General features: G+C 58.7%; 12 protein-coding genes and 2 pseudogenes. 5 read left to right on the top strand and 9 right to left on the bottom strand.

Annotated elements, in window-relative coordinates; all coding sequences use genetic code 11:
- Positions 1-173: 173 nt before the first annotated feature.
- Positions 174-1,208 carry a Mal regulon transcriptional regulator MalI gene (gene malI / locus BBB56_RS19305; protein WP_123802549.1) on the bottom strand — a complete coding sequence of 345 codons (1,035 nt, stop codon included), beginning with the start codon at positions 1,206-1,208 and terminating at the stop codon, positions 174-176.
- A gap of 153 nt (positions 1,209-1,361) precedes the next feature.
- Here malI and BBB56_RS23825 point away from each other — a divergent pair.
- Together BBB56_RS23825 and BBB56_RS19290 are read left to right on the top strand one after the other, a co-directional pair.
- Positions 1,362-1,681: pseudogene (locus BBB56_RS23825) on the top strand (PTS sugar transporter subunit IIBC); the annotation flags it as partial.
- Between the two features lie 1,718 nt (positions 1,682-3,399).
- Positions 3,400-3,714, top strand: coding sequence for a DUF5862 family protein (locus BBB56_RS19290; RefSeq protein WP_123802548.1), 315 nt, complete (start codon positions 3,400-3,402; stop codon positions 3,712-3,714).
- Positions 3,715-3,826: 112 nt separating this feature from the next.
- Here the strand turns inward: BBB56_RS19290 and BBB56_RS23820 are convergent.
- Positions 3,827-4,014, bottom strand: a pseudogene (locus tag BBB56_RS23820) (glutathione-dependent disulfide-bond oxidoreductase); the annotation flags it as partial.
- A 557-nt stretch (positions 4,015-4,571) separates the two neighbouring features.
- On the opposite strand from BBB56_RS23820, the gene add reads away from it, so the two are divergent.
- On the top strand, positions 4,572-5,570 hold the full coding sequence (gene add, locus BBB56_RS19275) for an adenosine deaminase (protein ID WP_123802547.1): 999 nt from the start codon (positions 4,572-4,574) through the stop codon (positions 5,568-5,570).
- 60 nt (positions 5,571-5,630) lie between these two features.
- On the opposite strand, the gene BBB56_RS19270 is transcribed toward add, so the two are convergent.
- The 5 genes from BBB56_RS19270 to BBB56_RS19250 form a co-directional block, all read right to left on the bottom strand.
- Entirely contained in the window at positions 5,631-6,671 is a 1,041-nt protein-coding gene (locus BBB56_RS19270; protein ID WP_123802546.1) for an oxidoreductase, read from the bottom strand.
- A 77-nt stretch (positions 6,672-6,748) separates the two neighbouring features.
- The gene (araC, locus tag BBB56_RS19265) at positions 6,749-7,666 is read right to left on the bottom strand and encodes an arabinose operon transcriptional regulator AraC (protein ID WP_123802545.1); all 918 of its coding nucleotides are present in this window, start codon (positions 7,664-7,666) and stop codon (positions 6,749-6,751) included.
- A 61-nt stretch (positions 7,667-7,727) separates the two neighbouring features.
- Positions 7,728-8,714 carry an L-arabinose ABC transporter permease AraH gene (araH, locus tag BBB56_RS19260; protein WP_123802544.1) on the bottom strand — a complete coding sequence of 329 codons (987 nt, stop codon included), beginning with the start codon at positions 8,712-8,714 and terminating at the stop codon, positions 7,728-7,730.
- Between the two features lie 14 nt (positions 8,715-8,728).
- Complete coding sequence (gene araG / locus BBB56_RS19255; RefSeq protein ID WP_123802543.1) at positions 8,729-10,249, bottom strand: L-arabinose ABC transporter ATP-binding protein AraG; 1,521 nt, start codon at positions 10,247-10,249, stop codon at positions 8,729-8,731.
- Between the two features lie 62 nt (positions 10,250-10,311).
- Entirely contained in the window at positions 10,312-11,295 is a 984-nt protein-coding gene (locus tag BBB56_RS19250) for an arabinose ABC transporter substrate-binding protein (protein WP_123802542.1), read from the bottom strand.
- A 368-nt stretch (positions 11,296-11,663) separates the two neighbouring features.
- On the opposite strand from BBB56_RS19250, the gene BBB56_RS19245 reads away from it, so the two are divergent.
- Together BBB56_RS19245 and araA are read left to right on the top strand one after the other, a co-directional pair.
- The gene (locus tag BBB56_RS19245) at positions 11,664-13,349 is read left to right on the top strand and encodes a ribulokinase (protein ID WP_123802541.1); all 1,686 of its coding nucleotides are present in this window, start codon (positions 11,664-11,666) and stop codon (positions 13,347-13,349) included.
- A gap of 11 nt (positions 13,350-13,360) precedes the next feature.
- A complete protein-coding gene (gene araA / locus BBB56_RS19240; protein ID WP_123802540.1) occupies positions 13,361-14,863 on the top strand; it encodes an L-arabinose isomerase in 1,503 nt (500 codons plus the stop codon).
- A gap of 547 nt (positions 14,864-15,410) precedes the next feature.
- Here the strand turns inward: araA and yjfF are convergent.
- Both yjfF and BBB56_RS19230 read right to left on the bottom strand, forming a co-directional pair.
- A complete protein-coding gene (gene yjfF / locus BBB56_RS19235; protein ID WP_123802539.1) occupies positions 15,411-16,397 on the bottom strand; it encodes a galactofuranose ABC transporter, permease protein YjfF in 987 nt (328 codons plus the stop codon).
- Positions 16,394-16,834, bottom strand: a 441-nt coding sequence (locus BBB56_RS19230) for an ABC transporter permease (protein WP_369409919.1), incomplete at its 5' end; no start/stop codon positions are given. The genes yjfF and BBB56_RS19230, both read right to left, overlap by 4 nt.

Below are 16,834 nucleotides of genomic sequence, written 5' to 3'. Positions count from 1 at the left end.
CCGTCAGCCTCTGCCGCCAGGTGCGCAGCGCGTCTCCTTCGCGCGATACGTCCAGCCCGCAATCCGCTCACCGATCGTCGCCCTGCGCTGCTTAGCCGCCGCGATACCGGGAACAAGCCAACTGTCGCGTTCCAGCCGCCGTCGGTCAGAGAGCGAGGCGGTTCAAAACATCGTCACGGCGTCCCGCTGCTGGCGATAAGCTGCGGCGGCATAATGATATGCTGGCTGGGCGCTTTCGGCGTCTTCAGGCGTAGCAGCATGCGCGCTGCCGCGGCGCGACCGATTTCCCGCGCCGGGCTACAGATAAAAGTCAGCGGCGAATCGCTCAGAGTCATCTGTAACTCATCGCTAAATCCTACCAGCGCCATTTGCTGAGCGTCATCGCTGTCAACCGCGCCTTTACCCAGCGTGCGGCCGCTGCGCAGCAGGGCGAAGTAGCTTCCCAGCGCGGTCGTCGCATCGCTGGCGATAATCGCCGTCAGGCGAGGATAGCGCTGAAGCAGGCGCATGGTTGCGCTGGCCGCCGCATTCTGGCTGCCGTCGCTCTCAATAATCCACTCCGGCTTAAAGGGCAATCCATGCTGCATCAGCGTGGCGCAGTAGCCGCCGATGCGTTCGGCACGCGTCAGCGACGCGCCGCTGCCGCCCAGCCAGGCAATATGCTGATGCCCCTGACGAATCAGCGACTCTGTCGCCATACGCGCGCCCAGCGCATTATCCGGCCGAAAACTGTCCGCGCCTTCAAGGTAGCTGGCGCGCGACGCGCAGATCAGCGGCAGCCCCAGCTCTGAGGCTCGCCTCGCCAGCGCCGTTGCGCTTCCCGCATCGCCGCCCAGCACAATGCCATCCACGCCCTGCGTTACCAGCGAGTCAAAGCAGCGCATCAGATGCTGCCCCTGCTGGCCGCTTTGCGTAAGAAACACCATCTTGCCCTGCGCTTCCAGCGCCTCGCTCAGCCCGGCGGTCATTTCAGCGTAAAACCGCTGGCTCAGATCGCGCACGATCAAACCGATCACGCCGCTGTTGCCCCCGCGCAGGGCTGAGGCAGACCGGTTGCGTACATAGCCCAGCTGTTCAATCGCCTGGTTCACCCGATCGGCAGTCGCTGACGAGATACGCCCTTTGCCTGAGAGCACCAGCGACACGGTGGTGACTGACACGCCGGCAGCGTCGGCGACGTCGTTAATAGTGATTTTTTGCTGCGTCATACATTACATCCGGTTCAAAAGGTCGCTTTGTTTATCATACAGGTAAAACGTTATACCTGTAGCCACTCTCGCGTCTGGCGTGCGAAGACATTGTGAGGAATCGCCCAACGTAATCAGGTAAAACGTTTTATCATTATTTTATCTGTTTTACCGCTGCCTTCTTTTCAAGGGGAAAATTTATCCCCTTCACAGCCTCGCCTGTCGCTCTGGGAGTTTTTCAGAGTCCTGGCAAGCCCTTTGTGTTGCCGGTTGCCCTGCTTTCGTTTTGCGGCCTTATGCCGGGTATCGGCAGCTCGCTGAGCCGCCGCGACGTGTTAACGCTGACTCCGCTGCTGGACCATCCCCCGCAGCAATTCCTGTTGACCTGAATGGCGGCGACGGGCGCTTTCGCCTTTCATTTCCTGCCGGTAATGTTCGCCTTGCGATTCCTCTCTGGCATGACGCGCGGCAATACAGGGGTGGCCGCCTTTGCCTGCGCAGTGTCGATATGAGCAAAGTGAACACGCCGCGCTGAAGGCTAATGGCGCGATTGGCGTGATTCCTCTCAGCCCGGTCACGCTTAAGGAGTCCTGGTTCCGCAGGTTCCTTCAGCAAAAGAAGAGCCAGCGACGCTGATAAATGTGACAGTGTAACATTGAGCGCGCTTATCTGATGTTGACGGCGTTATTGACCAGCGCGGCAGCTACTGCACGCAGTATGATTTTGTCGTGGATCGCTTTGCAGAAGCCGACCTGCTGCCCTTTACCATTTCAGATATGGATTTCGCTCGCGGCCGCCATCCGCGCGGCGCGGCAACAGCGGCTCGATCACAGCGTGTTCGGCTACAGACGCTGGCCGCATAGCGACTTTCTGTCAATGATCGGCCACTGGATGCAGACGCGATTTAACAGCACGCCGGGCCCGCAGTCGCCGGTACAGGTTCCCTGGCGATCTATATGGTGGCGCAGATGCTGCGCCGCTGGGCCGCGCCCGGCGATGAAGTGCTGATCTCCCCTGCCTGTGACGCTTTTACGCCCTGCTGCCCCGCAATCAAGGTCGCGTGCTGGCTCAGCCGCTACAGCTCAGCGCCAGCGCCAGGCGTTGCGACAGGCAGGCGCGAGAGCAGCAGCTTGCCCGCCCGGCCTGTAAGTTGATGCTACTGTGCCGCCCGCACAATCCCTCCGGCAAAGCCTGGACCCGCGCGAGGCTGGAGCAGCCGGCTTATTGTGCAAACGCCCTAAGGTTAAGGGCATCAGCAATGAGAGCCACAGGGACAGGGTTCTGGAGCCTTCTGTTGTGCATTTGCCCTGGAGTGAAGCTGTCGAAACTAATTACGCGCTTTTCACCTCGGCCTCGAAAAGCTTTAACACGCTGGCGCTGACGGGCATCTGCAGAGACCGGATAGCATGGCGCGCATAGCGTTGAATTGATCTGAATAAACGGCGGTGCCAGGCCGCCTGAACGATTTTATTTTTTTGCGGATTGCGAAGCATTTCCGCTGATAATTAATAAATATCCCCTCCCCGCTCCGCACCAATAAAATGCATTTTGAGTTAATATTTAAATAAAGCTGCGTGTAATAGTGTGGGATTTATTTCCTGATAAAAATAGCCATTTGAGGATTTAAATATTAATTTTTAATCATGAAATATTTCCTTTTAATATCTGACTCTCTTGCCCCAGAGAGATAATTGACCACGCCTTTTTCCAAAAATGGATGTTATTACGATTTTTTTAAGCAGGGCGTTACAGTATCTTATCATCCCGTTAAGAGTTATCCCTGTTTAAATAAAGTGACAATAAAATTACATCTTTTAAAAGGTGAATAGTGAGAACGTTAAGGAAGTGCGAAATCAGTGTTGTAAGCGGTGGCGATGCTGCAACTTCTGATGAGGTTAACACCTTTTCGAAGCTATCGTCTGAGGCGCGCTGGATGGGTTGATAACAGGGATAACTGTTGGTGAATGTTAAAGCCGCAGCGCGATATCAGGCATTCTGTTCCAGGCTGGGGTTATTTTGGGTGGGATCATTGATCCAATCACTGGCGCCATAATGGGCGCAATGACAGGCAGAGAGGCCGTCGCCGCATATATGGCTGATACCAGAAAACAATATTTCAGCTAACCAGGCGTCATGCCATATTTTCTTCATTATTTTTTATGAAGTGGTAGTAAGTTGTAATAGTGATATTTTAAATAAAAGGAGTTTAATTATGCGTGAATTGACTTTAATTGAAATGGAAACCGTAAGCGGCGGTGCAGACATGGTCAGCAGTCTGGCTGATGCGTTTGAAGGCGCGGTTTGGGGGCTGCTTGATGGCACGATGACATGCGTCGTGGTTGGCGGTAGCGCCAGCCGTAGTGCCTTCCTGGGGCCTATCGCTCAGGGCATAGGCGTTATTCTGGGCGTTATTCTCGGTCCGGTAATTGGCACTACAATGGGAGCGCTTTGGGGTAAAGACACCGTTAGCGCATTCTGGAGTGATTTCCGCCAAAATTACGGCACTAACGGCACATTGCTGCTCTAATTTTCTAGTGAAGTATTATCCCCTTAGGGATTAAACAGCGTTAATTTACCTTGCGGCCGCGGATCACCGTCGGCCGTTCTGCGATTTACTGCGCCCAGCGCACCACGTTTTGGTAGAGCAGAATATTGCCTGACTCAAACACGCGCAGCGGCGTCACTGATGGTCGCTCAGCGCCGGAATTTTTGAGTTGGGATTGGGCTCAACCAAGCCGCTGCCGAACTGGTCGCCGTCGCCAGGGCGGGTTAGCCAGGCGTCTTACGCGGCCTCTTTTACGCCCCCCAGCAACTCTTCCAGCAGAATGATCGTCAGCGATCCTGCCGATCGACAGGCATGCCTGACGCAGATAAGGCCGCTGACGGTCTCTCCTCACCGGCTATCTTCGCGGTGGCGGCGCATCCAGGCTGGCCGCGCTGCGCGTCTGTCTGCGCGCCAGCCACCAGCAGGTTGGCCAACGGCCAAACCACGCCTTCCCAGTTCTTAACTGTCAGCCGCCGCAGTCCACTTATCTGGCGTGGGTCGGCCTTAACCCGCTGGGTATAGCTGGGTATAGATGAAGACGCGCTGCAAAAACAGCTTATTCAGCAGCAGAAAGTCGCGATGATGCCCGATTCAACCTGTGACGAATCGAGCCGGGGCTTTCTGCGCCTGAACCTGGGCTGACCGCGCAGCAAGCTGGACGACGGTCTGAGCTGTCTCCGTGCGGCGCGCCATGCTCTCAGCGGATAAAACAGGCAGCTGCGGCTGCCCTTTCGCTTAATATCCCGTCAGATGCAGCGCGGGTTGCGCAAACTTCTCGCTATGTTGCGCAAGATGTTTCTATAATGTTCTGCACTTTTATCCCTGTCAGAGAGTGCAGCATGTTTGATCCCAGCCTTCCCGTTACCGATATTCACCGCCACCTTGACGGCAACATCCGCGCGCAAACCATTCTGGACTTAGGCCGCCAGTTTAATCTTGCCCTGCCCGCGTCAACGCTGGATGCGCTGCGTCCCCACGTTCAGGTGGTTGAGAATCAGCCCGACCTGGTGAGCTTTCTGAACAAGCTGGACTGGGGCGTTAAAGTGCTGGGCGATCTTGACGCCTGCCGCCGCGTCGCGCTGGAGAATGTGGAAGATGCGGCTCGCGCCGGCATTCACTATGCCGAGCTGCGCTTTTCGCCGGGCTATATGGCCATGACCCACCATCTGCCGATCGCGGGCGTGGTTGAAGCCGTTATCGACGGTATTAAGGTCGGCTGCCAGAAATATAATATTGATGTGCGCCTGATTGGCATTATGAGCCGCACCTTTGGTGAAGAGGCCTGCCTGCGCGAACTGGAAGGCCTGCTGGCGCACCGCGATCACATCACGGCGGTTGACCTGGCGGGCGATGAGCTGGGCTTCCCCGGCAGCGAGTTCCTCAGCCACTTTAACCAGGCGCGCGATGCCGGTTTCCGCGTTACCGTGCATGCCGGTGAAGCGGCTGGCCCGGAGAGTATCTGGCAGGCGATCCGCGAGCTGGGCGCTGAGCGTATCGGCCACGGCGTCAAAGCGATTGAAGACCGCGCGCTGATGGATTTCCTTGCCGAGCACCGCATCGGCATTGAATCCTGTCTGACCTCCAATATTCAGACCAGCACCGTGTCGTCGCTGGCGCACCATCCGCTGAAGCAGTTTCTGGAGCATGGCATTCTGGCAACCATCAACACGGACGATCCGGCGGTTCAGGGCATCGAGCTGGCGCACGAATACCAGCACGCCGCGCCAGCCGCCGGGCTGAGCGCCGCGCAGATTCGTCAGGCGCAGGAGAACGGTCTGGCTATCGCCTTCCTGAGCGATGCGGAGAGAACCGCGATCCGCAACCGCGTTCAGGCGTAAATAAAGCCGCATCAGCGGCTTTCTCACCAAAAGGTCGGCCTGCGCAGCCGACCTTTTGCGTTATTTCAGCGACAGCGTCTGGCGCTTGTCCGCTGATTGCAGGCCCAGTTCAATCAGTTCCATCACCTGAATCGCCTCTTGCGCCGTGACCGGATTGTTGCCGCGACCGCTAATGGCATCGCGCACGGCCGCATAATAGGCGGGATAGTTGCCCGGCTGGGTCATCAGCGTCTCTTCTTTAACGCCGTCGCCTTCCGCCAGCGTGAGCACGCCGTCGCGCATGTCGTAGCCCCACTCTTCATTCGGCGGGAAATCGCCTGCCTTCAGTCGGTCTTCCTGCGGATCCAGACCATACTTCACGTAGCTGCCGCGCGTGCCGTGTACCACATAACGCGGCGACTCGGCGGCGACCAGCATGCTGGCATGTAAAACGATGCGGCGCTGCGGATAGGTCAGCGTGGCGTGGAAGTAGTCCGTGGTCTGCGCGCCGGGACGCATCTCGGCCATATCGACATTGATGGCCACGGGCGCGCCAAAGAGCTGAAGCGCCTGATCGAGCAGATGGGGTCCCAGATCGTACCAGATGCCGCTGCCCGGACCTTTCATTTCGCGCCAGCGCTGACGAACTTCAGGGCGGAAACGGTCGAAGTGCGATTCGAAATAGCGCACTTCGCCCAGCGTGCCGTCGTTCAGCAGCTGCTTCAGCGTGAGAAAATCGCTGTCCCAGCGGCGGTTGTGAAACACGGAAAGCAGCAGACCTTTGGCTTTCGCCAGCGCATCCAGCTCGCGAGCCTGTGACAACGTCACGGTAAAGGGCTTATCCACTACCACATGCTTACCGGCGTTGAGCGCGGCTTTCGCCAGCGGAAAGTGGGTGTCGTTGGGCGTCGGGATAACAATCAGTTGCAGAGAGGGATCGTCTAATAGCGCCTGAGGATCGGCCACTACCGCTACCTGCGGCCAGTCGGCGTGCACTTTCGCTGCGTCACTACTGGAGACAGCGGCCAGTTCGACGTCTGGCGTACCGGCAATCAGCGGCGCGTGAAACGTCTTACTGGCGAAGCCATACCCCATTAATCCAACACGAAGTTTGTCGCTCATTCTTACTCCTCTTATTCATCTACCCGACAGATTTAAGACTATAGCGCCGGTCTGAACAAGCAGGATTCCCCCGAAAATCAGGAAATAGCACGCTGCGCCATAGGCCAGCCCGGTTCGGCGAGCATTGTATCCTGCGCATCCTGATTGCGACGGCGAAAGTCGCTGGGGCTGATGCCGACCCGTTTACGAAACACGCGCGAGAAATAGAGCTGATCGTCGTAGCCCACCTCGCGTCCTACGCTGGCGATAGGCTCCTGCGTGGTTTGCAGCAGCAGTCTGGCGCGGATAATGCGCTGGTCTTCGCGCCAGCGCAGCAGATTAACGCCCATCTGTTCGCGAAACAGATGCGCCAGCCGCGACGGCGATAAGCAGACATGGCGCGCCACCTCTTCGATTTTGACTTCGCTGGCTAAATGGTTGGTCACATACTGGCAGGCTTCAATAATGCGCGGATCGCGGACCTGCTGATGGCTACGGGGATCTTCCTCCACGGCGCGCAGCAGCAGACGCTCCAGCAGATTCATCGCCAGTTCTTCCGCAAAGCGGCGGCCGGAGTTGTGGGTTTGCTCAATACTGGCGAACAGTCGGTCAAACTCGGCGCGCAGCGTGTCGTTGAGACGTAGCCGCCCGACGCCTTCACGGGCGTCCTGCCACTGTAGCCAGTCGTTCCAGTAGGCGCGCGGTCGAAAGTAAACCCAGCGGTGATGCCATTCCGGGCTGTCCGGGGCGCGGCCATAGTAGTGTGCGGTTTTGGGCTGGAACAGCAGCATATCGCCCGGCAGACAGTCAAACCCCTTTTCGCCGTCAAATACCCGCCCTTTCCCTTTGATGGTGAGATTAAGGATAAAGCCCTTCATCCCCTGGGGGCGGTCAATGAAAAAATCGAGCGGGCCGTCGGCGGAAATCGGCGTCAGCCCGGCGACCAGCCAGGCGTTAAAGGGATAACCGGGCAACAGAGGATTTTGCTGCGCCGCTGTGGATTCACGGTGGTACATAACGTCCTCACGCAGTCAGGATGAATGGGTACGCGGCGCCATGCGCCGCGTCTTGTCGCCGTCAGGCTTTATGCTTTTGTTTATAGCGGTCGAAAATCACCGCCGCTAACAGTATCAGACCACGCACCACGTACTGTGAGAATGGCGAGATATTCAATAAATTCATGGCATTTTCAACGGTTCCCAGGATCAATACGCCCGCGACGACGTAGGAGATCTTGCCAATCCCGCCCTTCAGCGACACGCCGCCCAGCACGCAGGCGGAGATCACCACCAGCTCATAGCCCAGCGAAGTCATCGGCTGACCGCTGGTCATGCGCGAGGCAAGGATGATGCCCGCCGCAGCCGAAACCAGCCCGGAGAGAATAAAGATAATAATGCGGGTGCGAACCACCGGTACGCCCGCCAGTCGCGCCGCCTCCTCATTACCGCCAATAGCCAGCGTGTTTCGACCAAAGGTGGTCTTGTTCAGCAGGAAGCCGAAAATCAGCATAGTGGCGATGGTCAGCCAGATCGGCGCAGGCACGCCGAGCCAGTTAGCGAAGCCGAGGGTAAAGAAGCGCTCGTCTTCAATGCCCACCGCCTTACCGTCTGAGAAGATATAGGCCAGACCGCGCACAATCTGCATGGTCGCCAGCGTGGTGATCAGGGCGTTAATTTTCAGGCGCGCAATGACGAAGCCGTTCACAAAGCCCGTCGCGACCCCTATCAGCAGACCGGCAAACACGCCAATCCACAGACTTTCCGTCATATTGATAACCACGGCGGTAACGACCCCCGCGCAGGCGATTACCGAGGCTATCGACAGGTCAAAGTCGCCGGAGGCAAGGCAAAACAGCATGCCGCACGCCACCATACCGGACATCGACATCGCCAGCCCCAGCCCTTTCATATTGATAAAGGAGCCAAAGTTAGGCACGAAAACGGCGCAGGCGATAAACAGCAGCGCGAACACCACCAGCATGCCGAAGTTATCCCAGATACGCCCAAAGCGCAGGCCGCTGCGCTGCTGAACCGGTGGCGTACCTGATGTTGTGGATGAAGACATAATATTTTCCTCTGTCAGGCCACTGCGGCCGCTTGGGTGGTTTTGGGCATCGCCAGGCTCAGCGTCTGCTGCTCCGTGGCTTCGTCATGCAGCAGTTCGCCAGCGATAGCGCCTTCACGCATCACCACGATGCGATCGGCAAGGCCCATCACCTCTGGCAAATCGCTGGAGGCAAACAGCACCGCAATACCCTTGCTCGCCAGCTGGTAGATCAGGTTATAGATTTCATGTTTCGCGCCGACATCGATACCGCGCGTTGGCTCATCCAGCAGGATCACTTTCATCTCTTCCGACAGCCAGCGGCCCAGAATCGCCTTTTGCTGGTTGCCGCCCGAAAGGTTCATGATCAGCTGTTCCGCATGGGGCGTTTTGATATTGAGCGAACGGATATGGGTGTCCGCGTTCTGCGTTTCCCAGTGATTCTTTATCAGACAGCCTGCGGTGAGATTGTGACGCCGGGCGCTGATATTGATGTTGTCGCGCACCGAGTGCACCGGAATGATGCCTTCGGATTTGCGATCTTCCGGGCAGAGCATCACGCCTGCGCGAATCGCATCGATCGGCTCGCGTAGCTTCAGCACCTCGCCATCAAGCAGAATGCGGCCGCCGCGCAGGCGGGTCGCGCCGAACACGCCTTTCATCAGCTCGCTGCGTCCGGCGCCGACCAGCCCGAACAGGCCGACAATTTCACCGGCGCGCACCTCCAGCGAGATGGGGTGACGCACGCCCTTCGCTTCAACCTTCTCCAGCACCAGGCGCACCGGCCCATGAGGACGCGGCGCATAGCCGTAAATATCGCCGAGGTTGCGTCCCACCATCGCCTGCACCAGATCGTCGTGATGGGTATTGGCCATATCGGTAAAGGTGCGCACAAAGCGCCCGTCTTTAAACACGGTGATGGCGTCGCTCAGGGCGAAGATCTCCTCCATGCGGTGCGACACGTACAGCACCACGCGCCCTTCCGCGCGCAGCTGGCGAATTACCCGGAACAGATTGTCGATCTCGCGCGCCGACAGCGAACTGGTTGGCTCGTCAAAGGCAATGATACGGGCGTTGCGCGCCAGCGCTTTGGCAATCTCCACCATTTGCCACTGGCCGAGCGACAGGTACTTCAGCGGCATATCGGGATCGATGTCCATGCCGAGATTTTTCAGCTGCAGGCCCGCCTCGTAGCGCAGCAGCTTGTGGTTTACCAGACCCCGCTTGTGAGGAATCTGGCCGAGATAGATGTTCTCCGCCACGCTCATCTCAGGCACCAGATGCAGCTCCTGATAAATAATGGCGACGCCGGCGTCCAGCGCGTCGCTGGTGCTCTGGAAACTGACCGGCTGACCCTTGATGCGGATTTCGCCGCCGCTGGGCTGATAGCTGCCGCTGAGGATCTTCAGCAGCGTCGATTTACCCGCGCCGTTCTCGCCCATCAGGGCGTGCACTTCGCCGCCGCGACACGCAAATGAAATATCCTGTAGTGCCTTAACGCCTGGAAAGGTTTTACTGATGCCATGAAACGACAGAAAGGTTGGCTCGCTATTCATGGTGACTCCTCTGGGTTGACCGATAAGGTGCCGCCGCTCACGCAGCGGCACGGTACGCGGGTTTACATCAACCCTTTTTTCGCCAGTTCGGTTTTGAAGTTATCGCGGGTAATCAGCACGACATCAGTTACCTCGGTAAATTTCGGCGGCTCTGTGCCTTTGCTTACCCAGTCATAAAGCATCTGGCTGCTCTTGTAGCCGTGCACATCCGGGCTGGGCAGCAGCGAGCCATAGAAGCCGGTGGCTTTGTCTTTTGACAGCTCGCTTACGGCGTCAACGCCGTTGATGCCAATGCCGATAACGTCAGCGGCCTTGAAGCCCTGGCCTTCGGTGGCGCGTACGCCGCCCAGCACGGTGTTGTCGTTCATGCCGACAATCAGCCAGTGTTTCACTTCCGGATGCTGCACCAGCAGCGAGTTGCCTGCGTCGAACGCGCCGGGAATGTCGTTAGACTTGGTTGGAACCTGATAGATTTGCGCCGCCGGGAAGCCTGCGGCTTTTAAGGCTTCCATAGAGCCGCCGGTGCGGCGACGGGCGGTGTCCAGCTCGTTGGCGGTAATCGCCATCACGCCGGTCTCTTTGACGTTCCAGCCGCGCTTCTGCATCTCTTTATACAGCTCCTGCCCCTGACGCTCGCCGATTTTGGTCGCGGCCATCATCACCAGCGGAACGCTATCCATCGGCTTGCCTTTGGCGTTAACGAACTGGTCATCGACGGCGATAACTTTCAGATCGTAACCGCGCGCTTTGGCCACGATAGCGGAACCGAGTTTGGGATCGGGGGTGCAGATAACAAAGCCTTTCGCGCCGCTGGCGGCCAGGCTGTCGATGGCGTTCAGGGTTTTCTCACCGTCGGGAACGGCAATTTTAATCACTTCAAAGCCTAATTCCTTACCGGCTTTATCGGCGAATTTCCATTCAGTCTGGAACCAGGGCTCTTCCGGCTGCTTGACCAGAAATCCCAGCTTCATGGTGTCCGCGATAGCGGAATGTGACATAACCGCTGCCAGGCCGATGGCCGCGAACGCTTTAGTGAATTTATGCATGATGCTCTCCGGAGCCAGGGTGTTTTTCCCTGCTGTTAACGAATCGGTGTAAACGCTACCAGTCAATTTTGTTTTTTGGGTACGGATGAAAATCAGCGCGTTAGCAAGATGAGTGAACAAAGGCTGTGCAAACGCTGGGCTAGTTGTAGCGGGAAAGAAGAGGAAAAATGTAGAGCGGTATCACACCCTGAAATCACGACAGATTGTTCCATATATTCAGCAATTTTAACCGCCGCTTAACTTTTGCCATGGATCACAAAATCGCTGTCCACGGCAGAAAAGTGCATATTCTCAGCGATCGGTGAATAACGTTTCCTGCGTCGCCGCCACAGGATAAAGCGACGATTATTGATAACAGGAGATGTCCGATGCGTACTGGAGCCATCACTCTGGGCCTCGACTTTGGCAGTGATTCGGTGCGTGCGCTGGCGGTAGACTGCGACAGCGGCAGCGAGCTGAAAACCGCAGTAGTAAACTATCCGCGCTGGCAGCAGGGCTTATACAGCGACCCCCATACCAATCGTTTTCGCCACCACCCGCTTGACTATATTGAGGCGATGGAACAGGCGCTGCTGAGCGTCATCAATGCGTTGACCCCGACCCAGCGTGACAGTGTCACTGGGATTGGCGTTGATACCACCGGCTCCACGCCCGCCCCCATCGATCGCGACGGCAAGGTGCTGGCGCTGCGTCCGGATTTTGCCGACAACCCCAATGCGATGTTTGTGCTGTGGAAAGATCACACCGCCATTGAGGAAGCGGAATCCATCAACCAGCTGTGCCGCAGCGGGCGCTTTACCGACTACAGCCGCTACATTGGCGGCATTTACTCCTCTGAATGGTTCTGGGCGAAAATCCTGCACGTCTCCCGCGCCGATGCGGCGGTTCGCGAGGCCGCCGTCTCCTGGGTTGAGCTGTGCGACTGGGTGCCTGCGCTGCTGAGCGGAACCACCGCCCCCGCCAGCCTGCGTCGCAGCCGCTGCGCCGCCGGGCATAAGGCGCTGTGGCATCCTGAGTGGCAGGGCCTGCCCGATCCCGACTTCCTTAACGCGCTCGATCCGCTGCTGACGCAGCAGCTTGACGCCCCGCTGTTTACCGACACCTGGACCGCCGACGTGCCGGTCGGCACGCTGAGCAGCGAGTGGGCGCAGCGCCTCGGCCTGTCGCAGAACATCACCATCGCCGGCGGCGCCTTTGACTGCCATATGGGCGCGGTTGGCGCGGGCGCGCAGCCCTATACGCTGGTGAAGGTGATCGGCACCTCTACCTGCGACATTCTGATCGCGGACGCTGAGCAGGTCGGCGATCGCGCCATTAAAGGTATCTGCGGTCAGGTGGACGGCAGCGTGATGCCGGGCGCGATTGGCTGTGAAGCGGGTCAGTCGGCGTTCGGCGATATTTACGCCTGGTTTAGCCGCCTGCTCGGCTGGCCGCTGCAACAGGCGGCAGCGCAGCATCCGGAACTTCAGCCGCAGTTAGCTGAGCTACAGCGCAATCTGATCCGCCAGCTGACCGAAGCCTGGGCCGCCGATCCCCAGCTGGATCATCTGCCGGTGGTGCTCGACTGGTTCAACGGTCGCCGCACGCCTGACGCCAACCAGCGCCTGAAAGGCGTTATCACCGATCTTAATCTCGGCACCGACGCCCCTGCGCTGTTCGGCGGTCTTATCGCCGCTACCGCCTTCGGCGCGCGCGCCATTATGGAGTGTTTTGAACAGCAGCAGATTCCGGTGGAGAACATCCTGACGCTGGGCGGTATTGCGCGCAAATCCCCCGCCATCATGCAGGCGTGCTGCGACGTGATGAACCGTCCGCTGGACATTGTCGCCTCGGATGAATGCTGCGCGCTGGGCGCGGCTATCTTCGCCGCGGTCGCCGCCGGGGTCTATGACTCGGTGCCAGAGGCGCAAAAAGCCATGGCCAGCCCTATCGCCGTCACGCTACAGCCTGATGCCGCGCGCGTCGCGCGCTATCAGCAGCTCTATCAACGTTATCAACTCTGGTGCGCGGCGGCAGAACCGCAGTATGCGCCGCGCCCCGTTACCCCTTATTAAGGAGCAGGTTTATGGATCAGTACAACGCTCACAGCGTGTGGTTTGTGATCGGCACACAGCATCTCTACGGCGCGGAAACTCTGCGTCAGGTTGAACAGCACGCCCGCCAGGTGGTGGACGGACTCAACGCCTCGTCGGCCCTGCCGTTAACGCTGGTGATCAAGCCGCTGGTGAAGTCGCCAGACGAGGCGCTGGCCCTGTGCCGCGACGCCAGCCACGACGACAGCTGCGTCGGCATCATTACCTGGCTGCACACCTTCTCGCCCGCCAAAATGTGGATCGGCGGTCTGAGCGTATTAACCAAACCGCTGTTGCAGTTCCATACCCAGTTCAATGCGGAGATCCCGTGGGACAGCATGGATATGGACTTTATGAACCTTAACCAGACCGCTCACGGCGGCCGCGAGTTTGGCTTTATCGGCGCGCGCATGGGTTTGCAACACAGCGTGGTGACCGGCCACTGGCAGGACGCGACCAGCCAGCAGCGTATCGGCAACTGGATGCGCGCCGCCTTCGCCAGACACGCCAGCCGGCAGCTGAAAGTGGCGCGCTTCGGCGACAATATGCGTGAAGTCGCCGTAACCGAAGGCGATAAAGTGGCGGCGCAGATTCAGTTTGGCTATGCCGTAAACGGCTGGGGCGTCGGCGATCTGGTCGAGGTGATCAATCAGGTCAGCGACGGCGATGTCAACGCGCTGGTTGACGAGTACGAGAGCCTCTATCGCTTCAGCGACGTGGCGGCGAGCGGCGGCGAAAAGCGCCAAAATGTGCTGGATGCGGCGCGCATTGAGTTAGGCCTTAAGCGTTTCCTTGACAGCGAAGGCTGCGACGCCTTTACCACTAACTTCCAGACGCTACACGGTATGACGCAGCTTCCCGGCCTGGCGGTTCAGCGTCTGATGGGCCAGGGCTACGGCTTCGCCGGCGAAGGCGACTGGAAAACCGCCGCGCTGCTGCGCATTTTCAAAATCATGGCGGGCGATCGCCCTGGCGGCACCTCCTTTATGGAGGATTACACCTACCACTTCTCGCCGGGCAACGATCTGGTGTTAGGGTCGCATATGCTGGAGGTCTGTCCTTCCATCGCCAGAGAGGAGAAGCCGCTGATTGACGTGCAGTTCCTCGGCATTGGCGGCAAGGCCGACCCGGCGCGCCTGATTTTCTCTACCCCGGCCGGACGCGCGGTCAACGCCAGCGTGATCGATATGGGCGATCGCTTCCGCCTGCTGGTGAACGTGGTGGATGCGATTGAGCAGCCGAAACCGCTGCCGAAGCTGCCGGTCGCGCGCGCGCTGTGGCACGCGCAGCCGTCACTGGCGACGGCGTCCGAAGCCTGGATTCTGGCAGGCGGCGCGCACCATACGGTGTTTAGCCAGGCGCTGACGCTGGATGATATGTATCTGTACGGTGAGATGAACGGTATTGAAGTGCTGGTGATTGATGAGCACACGCGGCTTCCGGCGTTTAAAGACGCGCTGCGCTGGAATGAGGTCTATTACCGTTCGAAACGCTAGGTCGCGGGATGCGGGTTGATAGCCATCAACGCCGACTGTTAAAGTCGGCGTTTTCTTTTAGTGAGACAGAGCTATTCGGTCGGGAGGATGGGCAGTTCCGTGAAGCCGGCGTAAATCCATCCCTGGAGTCTCGGCCTCGCCTTATGCGCCCCATCCATGAGGCTCGTCCGCAAGCGGGCCAACGCTATGCGTTGTTCAAAAACGCTCCCGGCATTTTGTCCATGGCCCGGCCGCTTCACTCTACTGCCTGTCCTCCCTCCTTTATGAAAATCTGTGCGATGTTTTAAAACAGCCATAAAAATGCTCATCCGTGGAAGGGGGTTCTGCCCGAAGAGCAAAGCGTCCGAGCCAGGATGGCGAGGCCGATCCGCATGGATGCGGGCATTCTTTGCGATCGGGCAGAACCCCCTTTCGCGCTGCACGTTCCCGCCGCCACACCGCATGTTCCCGCCGCCCCGCCGCATGTCCCGCCGCCACCGCACTGCGCATTCTCACAGCGACAAAACAAAAAAGCCGCCCGCAGGCGGCTTAACTCGCATCCAGCTGGTCAGGTCGCGATGCGCTTCACCGGCGCATTCTTCTGCCGATCCCACATCACCGTCAGCAGACGTTGCAGGGCAATAAAGGCAAACAGCAGAATCCCGATGGCAATCTTGGTCCACCAGGAACTCAGGGTGCCGTCAAAATTAATCCAGGTCTGAATCAGCCCCTGAATCAAGACGCCGAACAGCGTTCCCAGCACGGTGCCGACGCCGCCGGAGAGTAGCGTGCCGCCAATCACCACCGACGCGATGGCATCCAGCTCGACGCCCAGTCCCGCCAGCGCATAGCCCGCCGAGGTGTAGACGGAAAAAACGATACCGGCCAGCGTCGCCAGCGTGGTTGACAGCATATAGATGCGAATGGTGGTCGCCCGCGTGGAAACGCCCATTAACTGCGCTGACGTGACATTACCGCCAATGGCATAGACCTGATTACCGAACCGCGTGCGGTGCGCCAGGATAATCCCGCCTGCCACCACCACCAGCATAACCAGCGCCAGCAAACTCAGCCGCCCGCCGCCCGGCACCTTCCACGCCAGGCTGGAGAGCGTGGCATACAGCGGATGATCGATCGGGATGGAGTTTTCTGACACCAGATAGCTACAGCCGCGCAGGAAAAACATCCCGGCCAGCGTAATAATAAAGGCCGGGATCTTCAGCGCGTCAATCAGCCAGCCCATCATGGCGCCAAACAGCGCCCCCGCCAGCAGAATAATGGCAAAGGCCAGCAGCGGATGAAGATGCAGATCGCCGATGGCGCGCGCCAGAAACACGCCGGTAAAGGCAATCACCGCGCCGACCGACAAATCAATGCCGCCGGAGAGGATCACAAAGGTCATACCCACCGCGATAATGCCCAGAAAGGCGTTATCGGTAAGAATATTGCAGATCACGCGCGTCGACGCGAAGCCGGGAAACTGACTCAGGCAGAACAGATAACCCGCCACAAAAACCAGCAGCGTAATCATCAGCGGAAGATGGCGTTTAATCATGAGGAACCTCTCCGTTTTATTAACGCCAGAAAGCGCGGCGACTGGATCAACAGCACACACATCACGACGATCGCCTTCACGACCTGGTTCAGCTCCGGCGGAAAGCCGGAGAGCAGAATACCGGTATTCATCGCCTGAATAATCAGCGCGCCGATCAGCGACAGCACCAGATTGAAGCGACCGCCCATCAGCGAGGCGCCGCCGATCACCACGGCCAGAATCGCATCCAGCTCCAGCCATAATCCGGCGTTATTGGCGTCTGCGCCGCGAATATCGGCGGTGACAATCAGCCCCGCCACGGCCGCGCACAGCCCGCTAATCACATAGGTAGACATCACCACCAGCCAGCCGGTGACGCCTGCATTGCGCGCCGCGCGGCGAAAAAATACCCCCGCTTCGCTGAAAAGAACGCGCGGGGGCTTGCGCGGCCGCCACCC

This window comes from Candidatus Pantoea deserta, from assembly GCF_003813865.1.
GTDB lineage: Bacteria > Pseudomonadota > Gammaproteobacteria > Enterobacterales > Enterobacteriaceae > Pantoea > Pantoea deserta.
This window is presented reverse-complemented; position numbering and strand designations above follow the sequence as displayed.

Bases quoted from the DNA above. Each gene is read 5' to 3' on its own strand.
- BBB56_RS19270 (WP_123802546.1), bottom strand. From the start codon at position 6,671: ATGAGCGACAAACTTCGTGTTGGATTAATGGGGTATGGCTTCGCCAGT.
- araA (WP_123802540.1), top strand. From the start codon at position 13,361: ATGGATCAGTACAACGCTCACAGCGTGTGGTTTGTGATCGGCACACAG.
- add (WP_123802547.1), top strand. From the start codon at position 4,572: ATGTTTGATCCCAGCCTTCCCGTTACCGATATTCACCGCCACCTTGAC.
- araH (WP_123802544.1), bottom strand. From the start codon at position 8,714: ATGTCTTCATCCACAACATCAGGTACGCCACCGGTTCAGCAGCGCAGC.
- BBB56_RS19245 (WP_123802541.1), top strand. From the start codon at position 11,664: ATGCGTACTGGAGCCATCACTCTGGGCCTCGACTTTGGCAGTGATTCG.
- araC (WP_123802545.1), bottom strand. From the start codon at position 7,666: ATGTACCACCGTGAATCCACAGCGGCGCAGCAAAATCCTCTGTTGCCC.
- araG (WP_123802543.1), bottom strand. From the start codon at position 10,249: ATGAATAGCGAGCCAACCTTTCTGTCGTTTCATGGCATCAGTAAAACC.
- yjfF (WP_123802539.1), bottom strand. From the start codon at position 16,397: ATGATTAAACGCCATCTTCCGCTGATGATTACGCTGCTGGTTTTTGTG.
- malI (WP_123802549.1), bottom strand. From the start codon at position 1,208: ATGACGCAGCAAAAAATCACTATTAACGACGTCGCCGACGCTGCCGGC.
- BBB56_RS19290 (WP_123802548.1), top strand. From the start codon at position 3,400: ATGCGTGAATTGACTTTAATTGAAATGGAAACCGTAAGCGGCGGTGCA.
- BBB56_RS19250 (WP_123802542.1), bottom strand. From the start codon at position 11,295: ATGCATAAATTCACTAAAGCGTTCGCGGCCATCGGCCTGGCAGCGGTT.